The organism is Pantoea sp. SGAir0430 (assembly GCF_043549295.1).
This window is the reverse complement of record NZ_CP039428.1, coordinates 358,184-374,167: the sequence shown is the minus strand read 5'-3', so window position 1 is coordinate 374,167 and position 15,984 is coordinate 358,184. Positions and strand designations below refer to the sequence as shown.

The window sequence follows — 15,984 nt, the reverse complement described above, 5'->3', positions numbered from 1 at the left end:
CATTTTCAGTCAGTTAGGTCATCAGAGCGCGTAATGTCTGTTGCAATTGCAACGCAACGCCAACAGCATTTGCTGCATATGCAACTGCTTATGCTTTTTTCCTGCTGTTCATTGCCACTTGCCGGGTTTAGCGTGATGGCAGACCTTTACAGGAGCCACCCTCATGCTGACACCTTACAATCAACCAGATTCACCTCGCCTGGTCGACCCGGCATCGCTGGCTTTCCAGTCGCTGCTGGATAAATTCGCACCCACCGACGCCACGGTACTGATTGTGGGCGAAACCGGCACCGGCAAAGAAGTGGTCGCCCGTTATCTGCATCACCACAGTCCACGCCGGCATGCCCCGTTTCTGGCCGTCAACTGCGGCGCCCTGACGGAAAGCCTGGCAGAAGCTGAATTGTTTGGACATGAGAAAGGTGCCTTCACCGGCGCGACTCAGGCGCACCCTGGCTGGTTTGAAGCGGCGCAGGGCGGCACGCTGCTGCTGGATGAGATCGGCGAACTGAGCCTGCCGCTGCAGGTTAAACTGCTGCGCGTCCTTCAGGAGCGTGAGATCACACGCGTCGGTTCACGCAAGGCCATTAAAATAGACGTGCGCGTTATCGCCGCAACCCATGTCGATCTGGCGCAGGCAATTCGCGAACGGCGTTTTCGTGAAGATCTGTTTTATCGCCTGAACATCGCCGTTGTTCCCCTGCCACCGCTGCGCCAGCGTCGCGAGGACATCCCGCTGCTGGCACAGCATTTCCTCTCCCTGTACGCACGCCGCCTTGGCCGTCCGGCGCGTCGCCTGTCGCCTGACGCGCTGGAAGCGCTGCGCGATTACAGCTGGCCCGGCAATATTCGTGAGCTGGAGAATACGCTGCACAATGCGGTGCTGCTCAGTCGCGATGAGACATTGACACCGACGCAACTGCGGCTGGCAGGTTACAGTGAACGTGGATACAGCGAAACGGACGATTCGACACTGGATAGCTTCCTGCGCCAGCAGATTACGCGCGAACCGCAACAGCTGTTTGATCGGGTGATTCATAGTCTGATCAGTAATGCACTGGAAATAGCGGACAACAATCAGACTCAGGCCGCCACGCTGCTGGGCATTAGCCGGCACACGCTGCGCACGCATCTGGCTCAGATGGGCGTCATAAAAGGGCGGCGTAAGTCTGCCGTCATAGCCTTCGCGCACGCCAGCGGGGCCGCGCGCCCTGAACGCGAGTTGCGCATCGGCTTTCAGAAATTTGGCAATCTTGGCGTGTTGAAAGCGCGCCAGACGCTGGAACAGTGCTTCAATCAGCAGGGTATCAGCGTGGTGTGGAGTGAATTCCCCGCCGGTCCGCAACTGTTGTATGCGCTGCAAAATAATGAGATTGATTTTGGTACCACCGGTGAAGTGCCGCCCATCTTCGCTCAGGCCAGCGGTAACGCCGTGACTTATATCGCCTGGGAGCCACCGGCACCGGGCAGCGTCGGGATTGTGGTGCCACGCGACAGTACTATCCACAACCTGGCAGATTTGCGGGGTAAGCGTATCTCGGTCAATAAAGGATCGAATGTTCACTGGCTGCTGTTGCAGCTGCTGGAGGAAGCCGGCATCGGTCTGGATGAAATTAAAGTGGTGTACACGCCGCCGAAATATCCGCTCACAGCCAGCGATTATCTGGCCGTCGATGCCTGGATGATGTGGGATCCGCTGCTGAGTGCCGCAGAAAGCAACGCCGATTTACGCGTGCTGGAGAAGGGCGAAGGCCGGGTGCGCAACCACCAGTTTTATCTGGCGCGCCATGATTATGTGCAGCAGCATGACGACATCGTGCAGCAGCTGGTAACGAGCCTGCAGCAAACCGGGACCTTTATTGATAATCATCGCCATGAAGCCGCCACTATGCTGGCGCAGGAACTGGGGCTGGAGTTCGCAGCCGTGGAACGTGCCTTATCCCGTCGCAGCCACCAGACGCGGGCCATGGTTTTCCACGTCATCAAAGAACAGCAAACTATCGCTGACCGCTTTTATGCGCTCGGTTTGATTCATAAACCGGTGCGCGTGCGTGATGCAGTGTGGCAGTCGCCCAGCCAGACGGCGCTTATGGCATAGCGGCTACAGTAAAAGTTATCCACGTTTTCTGTGGATAACACATTGAATATCGTCTGGCTAAATCCCCGTTTTTCTCACGGCAGCATGAGGATTTACTGTGAAACTCGGGCGATTTCAGCCTGAAATCCTGTAGATAAAAACCCTGTTTTCAAACAGTTAGAGGTGAAATCGCCATGGCGAACGTCGCCTGATTCCGGCAGATTTGGTTAAGGATTCCTCCTGCTGCTTTCACTGTTGCTTTCGCATCCAGCAAAGCTGGCCACCTTCAAAGCTTCAACCAGCGATGGCGCGGTTTCACCATATTATATTGAGGGATTGGCGATTTCAGCCTGAAATTCCGGCTAAGGTTGATTTGATTTCATGCACTTAGCGCTGAAAACAGGCTGGCGAAGGATGAAATTACGGGGGAGAAATCAGGTGGTGAAGTAACAATCTGTAGCGGCACGGTTCAGGTTGTACGGGATTGTGCTACTACAGATTGCTGGTCATCGGAGGTAAAGCGCTACTACTGATTGAGATACTTATTCAGCGTCTCGGTGATAACGCGATCCAGCTCTTCCTGTAATTCTCTGGACTGGCGGTTAAACTCATAGCTAAACATGCGTCCGCGCGTTTTCTTACGGGCGTAACGGTCTTTATCCGCGAAGGTCCACAGCGGTGTCGCCACCACTTTATCTTTAGCCGGCGCCTGCACCAGCGTCTGGCTGCCGTTACGAACCAGCCGCAGGATGCCATTCTTGACTTCGTCTTCCGCCAGGCCTTCACGCGCACAGACGCTGTCCACATCCATACCGATGGTTTCAATCAGAGCGTCTACCGTCTGACCGGTTTCCTGCAGTTTTTCGTAGGCCTGCAACAGCGTTTTGTAGTCAGGATAGGTCAATTCTGAATGGTTCGGGAACAGGGTGACCAGCTCCAGCGGCACACTGGCAGCCTGCAGCGCGCGGGTCACTTTTGCCTGAGACAGCCCTTCACTCTGCGCAATCTCTTTTTGCGACAGTCCGCTGTCTTTCAGGGACATCAAACGCATGCCGACTTCACGCAGATTATGCTCACGCGCGGTCTGGATATCCTGCGCCAGACGACGGGCTTCTTCGGCAGAGATGGCAACGTCGGTAACCAGCACATCCAGCCCGGTTTTACAGTGCAGCGCGGCCGCCCGACGACGCGAACCATCGAGGATTTCAATCCGATCGCCACGCTTCACGCCAATGGCCGGGAAGAACTGCTGCAGTTTAATGGTACGGATGATATCGCGCAGTGATTCTGGCGTGAGACCGGACTGGTCACGGCCGTTGGTTTCCATCACCACGTACGTTCTTTCTTCTATCTCTTTTGCGGTGATGTGTTCCAGGGTGAACAGGGCGCGTTTACCGGTGGAAAGTATAAACGTTTGGGAGTGGCCATCCTCGCTGGGTTCATTTTGTAACGGGCTCTGGCTGAAGGTGCGGCCAATAGTGATTCTTTTTGCGCTCATAATAACCTCAGTTCAGGCGGATAAATTCAATACGATCAAAGACGGCTTTGGCAAAGTCTTCTGCCGCCGAACGCGCGTTTTTCAGGGCTTCGCTGCTGCCGACATAGGTAGATGGGTTAGCGGAGATAACCGTATCAAACGATTCACCGCAGCGTTCAAAGCCATCCAGCCGCGGCAGCGCCGCATCCAGCATATCGCCGCCAAATATCTCTTTCGCCAGGCTGTGACACATCTTGTGGTCCGCTTTATTCGACAGCTTGGACATAAAACCAATATTGCCCTGCAACCGGCAGGTGGCACCCGACTCTTCGATGATGTCGATAAGCTCGGGCAGGCGCGTCAGATACTTCAGCGTGGAGTGGAAATCAACCTGTGCCGGCGGCACCGGCGTCATCAGCAAATCGGAGGCGGCAATGGCGTTTTTCAGGAAGGCATCCAGATGTGGGCCGCTGTCAATAAAGATGAAGTCGTAATCTTTTTTCAGCTTAGCCACCACGTTTTCATACAGCACTGCATGCACGTTTTGCTGCGGCAAATGCTCCGCACACAGCTCTTCCCAGCGTGAAGCAATGAAGGCGTCATCGATTGAGGCGGGCAGTACGTCAACGCCAGGAATAATCGATGGCACAATAAATTCGCTTTTCAGCTCTTCGCGGCTGACGTTTTGCAGCATCGCCTGTGCTGCGGTGGCCTCAACCAAACCGACCGAACGTTCATGATTCAGGAACATGGTGGCCGAAGACTGCGGATCGAGATCGATCACCAGGATACGTAAATCTTCAAACAGCAGGTGCGGATGCGCGCGCAGCGCGTGCGCCAGTGATACGGTGGAAACGGTTTTAGACACACCGCCTTTCAGGTTACCGACAAACAGCGTAAACGCTTCAGGATGGCGATCGCGGTATTTCGGGACGCCGCGATGATGGTAGATGTCGATAATATTTTGGATCGACATCGCGTACTTGGTGGAACTGCCGGCCGCACGCTTATCAAACGGATAGCCGTTTTCTTCCATCTCGTTAACCGCGTAATCGACACTGGCGCGCGTTAGCTTGGGCAACTTGGCTAACGCCGCTTTGGCATAAACCTGGTAAAAAGTATTCTCGTGCAACTCTTCTTTTTGCGCCTGAATCTGCTCCGTCAGGCTCATCAGCATTCTTTCTGAGCGTTGAGCGACTTTCAGAACCTGCTTCTCATCGTTAGCCATACTTGCTCCACACATGTAGGATTTATGACTTTATACCGAAATCCTGCACATGAGGCAAATCTATCTCATCTGTTCATTATCGGCCCGCGTTGTAAAAAGACCTTTTGCAAGAGGGGGTTAAACCAGACGTTCACTGCAGTCAGTAGCGCGCGTTGATTGATTACTCATCAATTGATGAAAATGTGATCGGCGTAAGGGCAGCACTCTGCCACTGTTCACTGTAATCAGTAACTGGCATGTCTGGCTGAAGCGGTCAATTACGGTGAAATACGGCGCGCCGTTACCTGACAGAGCAGCCCGCACGTTCACTGTAATCAGCGGGTGGCGTAAAGAAATGGAATGCGTTTACTGTACTCAGCGTAACATTCACTGCAATCAGTAACCCTGCCGGAAGATTCACTGTAATCAGTAACTCTTTAGCGCAGGAACAGCGCTACCGGCGCCAGGTGAGCAAGTGCGCAAAAGTAAATGTTCACTGTAGTCAGTGATTCCGCGCATCATCCGCTCACCAAATGGTCAGATTCACTGTAGTCAGCACAAGCCCACTACATTCTTCCCTCACTGACTGCCTGCAATGCACGGTGTGAGAGGGTGCTGCCAGCCAGTGAGAAGGGGAGAAGCTGCACACGATGAGAATTACGCGGTGTGCGATTGCGGGCTGGCGAGCATTGCCTGCAGGAAGATTGGGCTGCGCCGCGGCGAGCGCCGTGCAGTGCAGTGCAGTGCAGTGCAGTGCAGTGCCATGTTAAGGGCCGCCTTACTGGCGGCAATATGCCAGCGCATCGATTGATGCAGGTATGAGATTCACTGTAATCAGTAAACTGCGACGTCGATGCCAGCGACATTCACTGTAGTCAGTAAACTATGAATACCTTTTCGTCAATGTTCACTGTAATCAGTAATGTGACCGCGAGCAGATATTCATAACCTGATCGCTGCGGCGCATTCACTATAGTCAGTAAAAGGAAAAGCGTGTTTAAGCCTGAACTGCTGACCTGCCTGCTGAGCATTCACTGTAATCAGTAAACCCGATCATCTTTATCGCGCCAGGTCGAGGGAGGGTCGTGCGGCACAGGGAAGGGCACTCAGCTAACAACATTCACTGTAATCAGTAGCCGGGTTCGCGCGCGCTGCGCTTTGAAGCAGCAGTACCTGACGAACACGTTCACTGTAATCAGTGCATGCCCGCTTAGCCTCAGCCCGATAACGTTCACTGTAGTCAGTAGCTGGCTTTCCCTTCCATGCAGGCCAGTGCCTGCGGTGAGGGCAGGGGAGTGTTGAGAACGTTCACTGCAATCAGTAACGCAGAGAGCCGTTTCGTCATGAAATGACGTTCACTATAGTCGGTAAACCCTCCCACGATTCACTGTAATCAGCGATAGTGACCAACCCTGTCACTTTTACTGGTTACTTTTACAGCATAATTACTGAATACAGTGAATGTATTACTGTATATCGTTTATTACGCTTAATTTTCAGTCAGATACTGATAAAGCGTTCACTGTAATCAGTGAGGTCGTATGCTTACGTGTTCACTGTGGTCAGCAGAATCGCCCGGCAGACCAAACATTCACTGTAATCAGCCAGACGGTCTCTGAAGGCACAGGCAAGGTGTCTGTCAACCCACCTGGTAAGTACCCACTATCAATAAAAGCGCTGTTATGCATGAAAAGGAAGTTTGGAGGGTTTTTACGGAACAGGCGATACCGGCAGCGACCACTGATTACAGTGAATGCTACCGATTACAGTGAACAGATTAGGTTGTGCTGATTACAGTAAATGAGGGGAAAGCGGCAGTGTCACTTTTAGGCTCAGTGACACTGCGGGAAGAGGACTGACTGATTACAGTGAATGGGTGAAGTCAGTCTTCGAAATCGAGGTCTTCCAGCGAATCGATACTTTCCAGATTGCTAATACCATCGAGTTTGGGTGTGCGGCTGTGGATGATGAAAAATACCGAACGGCCCCGTTTCACTTCGGAGTAGTCCAGATAGCCAATCTCTTTCAGTTGCTCCATGGCGCGCCGCACCACATGGTTTTGCGTGGTGGTTTTTGAGCCGAGATTAAGGCGCATGCGTAAGCGCGCCAGGGAGATAGGCGCCGGATTAGTGGGCAGGCTTTCCAGGTAGGTATACAGCGCCTGCGCCGACTCCTTACGCTTGAGGCGCGAGATAGCACGCAGCTGCAGCAGCACCTTGTGGTCGAAGTTATACAGCTCAAACAGCTTAGGATCGGCCTGAATACGCACCAGATCTTTCTCACGATCGTAGTAAGCCGACTGCACCAGGTGCGTGTGGTAGGCCTTACCATTCCCCTCAAACGACAGGGTATTGGTTGCGATGCGTCGCAGCGAGGCGTCAAGACGCTTACGCAGCGCCGCGGACGAGTTGGCCGAGGGAATACCGCACATCTTGACGAAATCGATAAACGGCAGCGTGACGGTGTCGCCCTTAGACGGATAACGCGAGAAAGACTGAATGATGCCGGCCCAGGTTTTGAAATCATTATCCATATCCAGCCGTGCGCCGGTGATGGTAATCTTTTCATAGCCTTCCGCTTTCACCAGCGACAGGTTTTTGAGCTCTTTGGTGGCATCGGTTGAAGCCATCGCGCCGGATTTTCCGCGCGCCGTTGACTTCAGGGTAGGAACAAACAGACCCAGGCGCATCAGTGCGACCGGTTGTACGGTGTTATTTTTATTGGGATGAAGCTGAATAACTTCACCACTGTTTTTCGTCACCGACAGAAAAGGTTCAAGTAACGCCTTGTTTTCACTCTCTTTATCTGCCATAGCCTGAGATCTTCATTCTGTGGATGAAAAGGATCGGTATCTGATTACAGTGAACATTAACACTGTTTATAGTGAACATTCTACTGTCTATAGTGAATAAAGTACTGACTATAGTGGATACTTTACTGATTATAGTGAACACGATCACCTTCTCAGCCCTTGTCGGGTGCGGCCTGCCGCGATCGGGGATCTCTTAGGATCTCTTTTAGATCTCTTTATGATCTTTCTTTAAGATCTAATCACTGTATAAGTGGATAACCCGTTGAGGCGACTGATGCTGATAAGCGTAACCTGCAGAATATTCGCTTACGTCTTTAAATCACCCTGTGAGGGTGGAAAATGAAAATCTTCAGGCCTGCGCTGTCTCTCAATTCATTTCAGGTGAACAACTTGCTCTCATCTATTCATTTTTCATCACCTGATAGCTGGCGTAAGGTAGATCCCATTCTGATCAACCCGATTATCTGACGAAGGCATCTTATGACTGATCACGTTATTTCACGTAATCCCACCAGCGGCGAAATCATTGCCACTTATCCCCTGCAGAGTGCAGCCGAGCTGGAAACGGCTTTACAGCAAAGCGCCAGCGCCTTTGCGCAGTGGCGTAACACAGAGATGGCACAGCGCGTGAAGGTACTGCGTCAGCTGGGTGAGCAGCTGCGCCAGCGTCAGGATCAACTGGCTACGCTCGCCACGCTGGAAATGGGTAAACCCATTGCGCAGGCGCGTGCCGAAGTCCTGAAATGCGCCAGCCTGTGTGACTGGTATGCTGAACACGGACCGGCAATGCTGGCCGATCAGCCCACGCTGGTGGAAAACCAGCAGGCCTGGCAATCGTTTCGTCCACTCGGTGTGATCCTGGCGGTGATGCCGTGGAATTTTCCCTACTGGCAGGTTCTGCGTGGCGCAGTCAGCATGCTGCTGGCGGGCAATACCTACCTGTTGAAACACGCTCCGAGCGTCATGGGCTGCGCCTTGCTGATGCAGGAGCTGTTTGCCGCAACCGATTTGCCGCGCGGCGCATTCAATGTAATCAACGTCGATAACGACGGTGTTTCTGCCGCCATTAAAGATCCTCGCGTCGCGGCTATCGCCGTAACCGGAAGCGTGCGCGCGGGTGGCGCGATCGCCGCTCAGGCCGGTGCGGTACTGAAAAAAACCGTGCTGGAGCTAGGCGGTGCCGATCCTTTTATCGTGCTGGCCGATGCCGATCTGGATGCGGCAGTGGCCTCAGCGGTCACAGGACGCTACCAGAACAGCGGGCAGGTGTGTATGGCAGCCAAACGCTTCATCATTGAAGAGAGCATCGCAGAGGCGTTTGAGGCGCGTTTCAGCGCAGCCGTGCAGGCGCTGAAAGTGGGCGATCCGCTGCAGGAAGAGACTTATATCGGTCCGATGGCACGCTACGATCTGCGTGATGAACTGGATCATCAGGTGCAGGAAACCCTGCAACAGGGTGCACGTCTGGTGCTGGGCGGCCACAAGATCGAGGGCGTCGGCAACTATTATGCGCCAACCATTCTTGCCGACGTCACGCCCGCGATGACCGCTTTTCGTCAGGAGATCTTCGGGCCGGTGGCGGCGATCACCGTCGCGCGCGATGCGCAACATGCACTGCAGCTGGCGAATGACAGCGAGTTTGGCCTGAGCGCCACCGTGTGGAGCGGCAATGAAGCGCTGGCGCAGGAACTGGCAGAGCAGCTGGAAACCGGCGCGGTGTTTATCAACGGCAACGGCGCCTCCGATCCGCGCGTCGCTATTGGTGGCGTGAAGAAGAGTGGTTATGGCCGCGAACTCTCCAGCTTCGGCGTCCACGAGTTCTGTAACATCCAGACGGTGTGGAAAAACCGTCGCTAACCCGGCCGGGGCGCGCCATACTGTGCGCCCCAACTTCCGGAAGCAATCCTTGTATGCAAACGCCAGGCATTCTCATCCTTGCTGCCGGTCTCGGCAGCCGCTTTCGTCAGGCCGGCGGTACCGGGCATAAACTGCTGGCACCGTATCCTGATGATAATGGCGTGCCTCAGCCGCTGCTGAAGCTGACGCTGCAGCAGGCGCAGCGCAGCGGTTTGCCGCTTCTCCTCATTATCCGGCCGGAAGATCGCACCATTCAACAGCTGGCACAGCAGTGCGGCGTCGCGACCTGCACTATTGCCAGCGCCGGCAGCGGTGAAAGCATTGCCGCTGGCGTGCGGGCCACCGCCCACTGGCATGGCTGGCTGATCGTACCGGGTGATATGGCGTGGGTGAGGGCGGAGGATCATCAATGCGTGGCGCAGGCGCTGCGCAACGGTGCGCCACAGGTACGGCTCAGCTGGCAAAACCAGCCAGGCCACCCGGTGGGATTTGCCGCGCACTATGGCGCGGCGCTCGCTCAACTGCAGGGCGACAGCGGTGCCCGCGCGCTGCTCGACCCGGCCATTCTCATCACTCTCCCGGCCCATCAGGGCACGATCCGCGACGCGGATCTGCCACGATCCGGGGCAAGCCGCTGACCTGCAGCGCGCCTGAATGGGTCAGTGGCTGCCGGGATTAGCGCGTACCTGCGCCACTTTTTCGCTCAGATTCTGCCACGCCGGTTGGTCAGGTGCGTAGCGCTGGCGCAGCCAGGCGGCAATATCTGCAACCTGCTTATCTGACAAGCTGGCGGCAAAGCCGGGCATATAACCGAGCGCATCGGTTGCCGGTTTGTCGATACCGTGCAGCACCACCTGTAACAGATTATCCGGCGTCGCGCTGGTTATGCTGCTGCTGTTGGCCATCGATGGGCTGACGCCAAACAACTGCGGTCCGCCCTCGCTGGCGCTGTGGCAGGCCTGACAGGCGCCTTTAAACAGCCGTTCCCCCGCGGCAGTGTTCCATGCCGGTTTTGCCACTGGCGCAGCGACAGGGCGCGCTGCCTGACCATTAATGTCTGCCAGATAGCTGGCCATGGCGCGCACGTCGGCTTCCGGCAGGGTGGCGAGATGGCTTACCACCGGTGCCATCGGTCCGGCGGCAACGCCGTGCTGCGCATCGTAACCACTGCGCAGGTAGTTATACAGCGACTGCGCCGTCCACGGCTGCGGGGCTTTATTCAGCTGATTAAGCGCGGGCGCTTCCCAGCCGTCCACCCAGCCGCCGGCGAGGAAATTGTCCCCGCGTTTTTCCGCGCCCAGCAAATTACGCGGCGAGTGGCAGGCACCGCAGTGCCCGGCTCCGTTCACCAGATAGGCACCGCGATTCCATTCGGCGCTTTTGCGGGGGTCAGGCTGGTATTCGCCGCGCCCGAGGTAGAGCGCGTTCCAGCCCGCCATCAGGAAGCGCAGGTTATAGGGAAAGCGCATCTGGTTTTCTGCTGGTGCCTGCTGTACCGCCGGCTGCGACATCAGCCAGGCGTACAGCGCCTGCATATCGCCTTCGCTTAGCTGGCGAAAGCTGGTGTAGGGAAACGCCGGATAGAGATGATGACCGTCGCGGCTGATGCCCTCGCGCATGGCGCGATCGAAGGCGTTAAATGACCAGCTGCCGATGCCGGTCTGCTTATCCGGCGTGATGTTGGTGGTGTACAGCGTGCCAAAAGGCGTCTCCATCTTCAGACCGCCGGCATTGGTCGCGCCGCCTTCCGTGGTATGGCATACCGCGCAGTCACCGGCGGCGGCCACCTGACGGCCACGTTCCAGCATCTCTGCCGACCAGCTTCCGGCAGCCGGGGGTGTCACGGGCGCAATCGGGGCGCGCCACGGCAGCGCGTTGATCGCCACGCCAGCGGCGAGGCCGAGCAATCCTGTTACGCCACCCAGTGCCCATTTTCGGCTGCGGCGGCGGGCGGTTTGGGCCGGTGCGGCCAGCTGTGGCTCCGGCTGCGGATCGGGGCCGTTCAGCGCCTGACGCAGTTTGTCAGCAGTAATGGGCAATTCGCGAAAACGGATACCGGTGGCATCAAACACCGCGTTAGCGATGGCCGCGGCGCTGGGCACCGACGCGGATTCCCCCGCGCCCAGCGGCGGTTCGTGCGGGCGCGGCACCATCATTACGTCGATATCCGGCACTTCCGGAAACGTCAGGATCGGGTAGCTGCCCCATTCCTGGCTGGCGATCAGGTTGCTTTCAATCGTCACCTGTTCTTTGAGCACCCGGCTGGTGGACTGAATGACATTGCCGTGAATCTGATGCTTTACCCCTTCCGGGTTGATCATCATGCCGGCATCATGGCCCACGGTGATGCGCGTAACGGCGATCTCGCCGCTCTGCTTATCAATCGCGACATCCGCGACCCAGGCAGCCCAGGCGGCGCCGAAGCCGGGAAATTTGCTGTGAATATAGCGTGCGTAGGCAAAACCGCGTCCGCGCAAAATGCCGGGTTCGCTGGCGGTCTGCTGAATGGCGGTGCGCGGCGTCCAGTCTGCGCGCGCAGCGGTGGCGCGCATTAGCTCGGCGGCGCGATCGTCCTGAATGTAGCGCAGCCGGTACTCCACCGGATCGACGCCTGCCGCGTGGGCCAGCTCATCCATATAGGATTCATGGGCAAAGGTGTTGGGCAGGGCTGAAACGCCGCGCATCCACGAGGCGCGTACAATCGGCGCCATGTCCTCAATGGTGACGCGCAGATGGGGAAAATCGTAAGGTGGAATGGAGGTGCGATCGCCCATTTCATACGCCAGCGCCACCGGATCGACACGGCCGGTTAGCAGCAGTGCCAGGGTGGGTGCGCCGTTGGACGGATAAGACGTAGTGAAATCATACACCTGCGGATTACCCTGCGCGTCCAGCCCGCCGTCCACCTCCATCAGCTGCGCAGTGCCTTTCGGCTCCCACACGTGTTCCTGGGCGCGCGTCAGCTGTACCCGCACCGGCTGGCCTACTGCGCGTGACAGCAGCGCCGCATCGGCGGCCACGTCATCGGCGCAGTTGCGACCGTAGCAACCGGCGGCTTCCATGCGGTTCACTTCAATGGTCTCTTCCGGCCTCTCCAGCAGCCATGCCAGATCGGCGCGCAGCAGGTGCGGGTTCTGCGTGCCGCTCCACACCTGCAGCGAATCAGGCTGATAGTCGGCCACCGCGCAGGAAGGGCCAATCGACGCATGCAGCTGATAGGGCCAGACATAGCTGCGGGTAAAACGCTGCGCGACATTCGCCAGCGCGGCATCCACTTCACCGCTGTCATGCACCACGCGCGAGGTGCGGGGATTATCACGAATAGCCTGTTCGATATCGCGCAGGTCCGGCAGGCTGTGTTCCCACGGCTTCCAGCGCACCTGTAATGCGTCCATCGCGGCGATAGCCTGCTCCTCGCGCTCGGCCACCACGCCGACAAAATCCGCGATCTGCACCACTTTCACGATGCCTTCGAGATGCGCGATCGAGCTTTCGTCAATGCTGAGCAATGAGGTGCCGACAAAGCTACCAGTGTCATAGCCCGCATACGGTGGACGGATGACCCGGCCGTGCAGCATACCGGGCACGCGCAGGTCATGCACCCACGTCAGTTCGCCGGTGGCTTTGGCGGGAATATCCACCCGCGCTGAGCTGGTACCAACTAAGCGATATTCACTGGCGGGCTTGAGTGTTACCTGATGATCAATCGGCACGATGCTGCGCTGCTGCTGCACCAGTTCGGCAAATGACAATTGCACCCCGCTGGGGTGCTGCAGGAAACCGCCGTCCAGCGTGATGCTCTCCACCGGCAGCTGCCAGCGCGCGGCGGCCTGCTGTAACAGCCACTGGCGCGCCGTTGCAGCCGCTTTACGCAGTGGTACGGCAGAAATTTGCAATGTGGCGCTGGCGATGGTGGCACCCTGGTTGGGCACGCGCAGCGTATCGCCCAGTACCATTTGCACCTGATCCATGCGCAGATTGAGCTCTTCGGCGACGATTTGCGTCAGCGCGGTTTTCACCCCGGTGCCGAGATCGACATGGCCATTGAAGGCCCAGACGCTGCCGGAACCGTCAATAGCCAGAAACAGTGCCCGCTCTTTGGCTTTCAGCGTCGGCGTCTGGCCTTTGGGTACCAGCCCTGGCGGCGGCTGAATCTCATCGACAATCAACAGGATGTCGCTGGCTGCCAGCAACTGCTGCTGCGTGGGGACGTTAGCCGCACTCATGATGCCGCCTCCGCCTGCTGCAGGCATAAGGTGATGGCACGCTTCACCGCGCACAGAATCTCCTGATGGGTGCCACAGCGGCACAGGTTACCGCTCAGCGCCGCACGTATCTGCCGGTCATCAGGGCAGGGCTGAGCGCGCAGCAGCGCGGCGGTGGTCATGATCATGCCGTTAAGGCAGTAACCGCATTGTGCGGCCTGCGCCTCAATAAACGCCTGCTGCACCGGGTGCAGTGCTTCGCGGTTGCCCAGGCCTTCCAGCGTGGTGATAGCGCGCTGACGCACGCCATACGCCGGGATCACGCAGGCGCGCGCGGCAACGCCATCGATCAGCACGGTGCAGGCGCCGCATTCGCCCAGGCCGCAGCCATATTTGGGGCCGTTAAGCTGGAGGTGATTACGCAGCACCAGCAGCAGCGAGGTATCGCGGTAGCTGCTGATGGGGTGAGTCGCGCCGTTCACCTCAAGGGCGTAATGGCACGTGGATGCAGGTGAAACTGGTGTGGCAGTCTGATGTGCCAGCATTTTCATTATTAACCGCCTTAGCGAGGCGGCTAAGCGCCCCGGGTTAGGGCTGGCTCGTATCGTCCAGCATTTTCTTGAGCAGATAAATCAGCGCGACCCGTTCGGCCGGATTCAGCTGCCCGTAAGTCATTTCGGTGATGCGCATCGCGTTGTCTGTCGTGCTGTCAATCAGGCGGTGGCCTGCATCGGTCAGCATGACAATCACTTTGCGTTTGTCGGTGGGATCGGGACCCAGACTGACCAGATCGCGCGCCTTAAGACGCTCAACCACACCGCGAATGGTGGCCTGATCGACGGCGGTATAACGCACTAAATCGTTCTGTGCGCTCGGACCGCGATCGCGCAGCGCACAGAGGGTAATAAATTGCACGGCGGTTATCTGTGAATCACCGACGTGTTGCTGAAAAATCGCCGCATGGCGTTGATACACCTTGCGCAACAGATGGCCAACCTGCTCGGTATAGTCATAGCGCTGGTCTGCGCGCGGATCCTGCTGGTGCGACATGCCTTTATCCTTTTTCCCGGAAACTGTCAGGCAGTGTAATGCATTGTCACTGCGCTGACAGCCGTTCCCTGCGCACGATTAACGCGCGCGTGAGGCCTCCGGTGCCACCACTTCACCTTCCGCCACCACCAGCAAATCGTCCACTTTGATGTCGCAGCGGCGCAGAGCAATGTCCATATGGCACGGCGTTTTGCGCTTACCGCCCACTTCGGTGTTCGGTCCGGTCGAAAACAGGAAGTTGCCGTAAAAGGCGCGCGCGTCCATACACATGCCGTCGTTTTTGTCGTGTAATCCCATCGCCGTCCACTGTGCGCGCGGCTGCAGCCCCCAGCCGATGTGGGAAATACCGTACACTTCCGGGTCGTTGAAGTAGCGCATGTAATCGCGCAGATACTCGGCCTCAAAGCCACCGTGAATGCGGGTGACAAAACCTTTCTCGATCTCCAGCGTAATACGTTCACGCGCGTAAGATTTAAACGGCAGCAGGATGTCGCCGACGTCCAGCACCAGCACGCCTTCAGCCTGATCTTCATTCGGCCAGGTAAACAGGAAGCCGCTCGGCCAGTGATCCCAGCGGCCTGGCTCATCCGCGTAGCCATATTCCGTTACCGTGGGGTACTGGCCGAGCGGGGCACGAAAATCACTGCCGGCCGGCGATTTCACCGTCATCATGCGCGCTTTTTCCAGCACCGCCGCCGCCGCCAGCACGCGCGACTTGTCCTCTTCGTTTGGCAACATTCGTGCCAATACTTCCGGCGGCTCGACGGCCAGTAAAATTCGTGTCCCGGTTTTCAGGATTTGTTCCTGCTCCGGCGAATGCAGCAGCATCATGGTATCGACGATCAGATCCGCCGCTTCCAGCGCGCGCTGCGCGGCAATGTTGCCGGTAAGCGCGGTATCACCACAGTAGGCGGTCATGTCGTTACCCATTGCCGTCGGGTGATTGAAGGCCGGCAGCTCAACGCAGTACACCTTCGCGCCCAATCGTAGTGCAGCATCAGTGGCTGCCTGCACGGTGCGTGCATCGGAATAATGACTTTTCAGGATGGCGACACTCTGGCTGGCGTCGACTTTCGACAGCCGTAAAACCTGCTCGAACATCTGGCCTAACTGGCTCTGATTTACTGCCATAGCGGTTTCCTCTCAGGGTTAGATGTCAGACAATTTGCTGCGTAAAACTTCAGCTATTTATAGCGAATACGCTTTATGTGTTTGTTATAGACGTGTTGCGAAGAACAGTGCAAGCATTTCTTTTTGACATAAGAAAAGCCTATTTAACCTTATCATCAGGCTGTGATTAAC

General features: G+C 56.9%; 10 protein-coding genes. 3 read left to right on the top strand and 7 right to left on the bottom strand.

The annotated features are described in order from the left end of the window. Positions 1–163: 163 nt before the first annotated feature. Positions 164–2,095, top strand: coding sequence for an aliphatic sulfonate ABC transporter substrate-binding protein (locus tag E7738_RS20745; protein ID WP_394516366.1), 1,932 nt, complete (start codon positions 164–166; stop codon positions 2,093–2,095). Between the two features lie 505 nt (positions 2,096–2,600). On the opposite strand, the gene E7738_RS20740 is transcribed toward E7738_RS20745, so the two are convergent. The 3 genes from E7738_RS20740 to E7738_RS20730 form a co-directional block, all read right to left on the bottom strand. Continuing rightward, complete coding sequence (locus tag E7738_RS20740) at positions 2,601–3,572, bottom strand: ParB family protein (protein ID WP_021508799.1); 972 nt, start codon at positions 3,570–3,572, stop codon at positions 2,601–2,603. 7 nt (positions 3,573–3,579) lie between these two features. Further along, positions 3,580–4,779: an AAA family ATPase gene (locus tag E7738_RS20735; RefSeq protein ID WP_058776156.1), complete on the bottom strand. Its 1,200-nt coding sequence runs from the start codon at positions 4,777–4,779 to the stop codon at positions 3,580–3,582. Positions 4,780–6,640: 1,861 nt separating this feature from the next. Beyond that, a complete protein-coding gene (locus E7738_RS20730) occupies positions 6,641–7,570 on the bottom strand; it encodes a RepB family plasmid replication initiator protein (protein WP_021508802.1) in 930 nt (309 codons plus the stop codon). A 480-nt stretch (positions 7,571–8,050) separates the two neighbouring features. Between E7738_RS20730 and E7738_RS20725 the strand changes: the two genes are divergently transcribed. Together E7738_RS20725 and E7738_RS20720 are read left to right on the top strand one after the other, a co-directional pair. After that, positions 8,051–9,427 carry an aldehyde dehydrogenase family protein gene (locus tag E7738_RS20725; protein ID WP_394516365.1) on the top strand — a complete coding sequence of 459 codons (1,377 nt, stop codon included), beginning with the start codon at positions 8,051–8,053 and terminating at the stop codon, positions 9,425–9,427. A gap of 53 nt (positions 9,428–9,480) precedes the next feature. Continuing rightward, positions 9,481–10,065 carry a nucleotidyltransferase family protein gene (locus tag E7738_RS20720; protein ID WP_338671249.1) on the top strand — a complete coding sequence of 195 codons (585 nt, stop codon included), beginning with the start codon at positions 9,481–9,483 and terminating at the stop codon, positions 10,063–10,065. Between the two features lie 21 nt (positions 10,066–10,086). Here the strand turns inward: E7738_RS20720 and E7738_RS20715 are convergent, their stop codons facing one another. The 4 genes from E7738_RS20715 to E7738_RS20700 all read right to left on the bottom strand — a co-directional run bounded on the left by E7738_RS20715 (position 10,087) and on the right by E7738_RS20700 (position 15,813). Further along, a complete protein-coding gene (locus tag E7738_RS20715) occupies positions 10,087–13,656 on the bottom strand; it encodes a molybdopterin cofactor-binding domain-containing protein (RefSeq protein WP_394516564.1) in 3,570 nt (1,189 codons plus the stop codon). Continuing rightward, a complete protein-coding gene (locus E7738_RS20710; protein WP_371824674.1) occupies positions 13,650–14,177 on the bottom strand; it encodes a (2Fe-2S)-binding protein in 528 nt (175 codons plus the stop codon). Before E7738_RS20710 ends, E7738_RS20715 begins: the two co-directional genes overlap by 7 nt. 43 nt (positions 14,178–14,220) lie before the next feature. Continuing rightward, positions 14,221–14,682, bottom strand: a complete 462-nt coding sequence (locus tag E7738_RS20705) for a MarR family winged helix-turn-helix transcriptional regulator (protein WP_021508807.1) — start codon at positions 14,680–14,682, stop codon at positions 14,221–14,223. 78 nt (positions 14,683–14,760) lie between these two features. Continuing rightward, complete coding sequence (locus tag E7738_RS20700) at positions 14,761–15,813, bottom strand: 2,5-dihydroxypyridine 5,6-dioxygenase (RefSeq protein WP_125311089.1); 1,053 nt, start codon at positions 15,811–15,813, stop codon at positions 14,761–14,763. Positions 15,814–15,984 lie beyond the last annotated feature (171 nt).

Bases quoted from the DNA above. Each gene is read 5' to 3' on its own strand.
- E7738_RS20700 (WP_125311089.1), bottom strand. From the start codon at position 15,813: ATGGCAGTAAATCAGAGCCAGTTAGGCCAGATGTTCGAGCAGGTTTTA.
- E7738_RS20745 (WP_394516366.1), top strand. From the start codon at position 164: ATGCTGACACCTTACAATCAACCAGATTCACCTCGCCTGGTCGACCCG.
- E7738_RS20730 (WP_021508802.1), bottom strand. From the start codon at position 7,570: ATGGCAGATAAAGAGAGTGAAAACAAGGCGTTACTTGAACCTTTTCTG.
- E7738_RS20710 (WP_371824674.1), bottom strand. From the start codon at position 14,177: ATGCTGGCACATCAGACTGCCACACCAGTTTCACCTGCATCCACGTGC.
- E7738_RS20720 (WP_338671249.1), top strand. From the start codon at position 9,481: ATGCAAACGCCAGGCATTCTCATCCTTGCTGCCGGTCTCGGCAGCCGC.
- E7738_RS20705 (WP_021508807.1), bottom strand. From the start codon at position 14,682: ATGTCGCACCAGCAGGATCCGCGCGCAGACCAGCGCTATGACTATACC.
- E7738_RS20740 (WP_021508799.1), bottom strand. From the start codon at position 3,572: ATGAGCGCAAAAAGAATCACTATTGGCCGCACCTTCAGCCAGAGCCCG.
- E7738_RS20735 (WP_058776156.1), bottom strand. From the start codon at position 4,779: ATGGCTAACGATGAGAAGCAGGTTCTGAAAGTCGCTCAACGCTCAGAA.
- E7738_RS20725 (WP_394516365.1), top strand. From the start codon at position 8,051: ATGACTGATCACGTTATTTCACGTAATCCCACCAGCGGCGAAATCATT.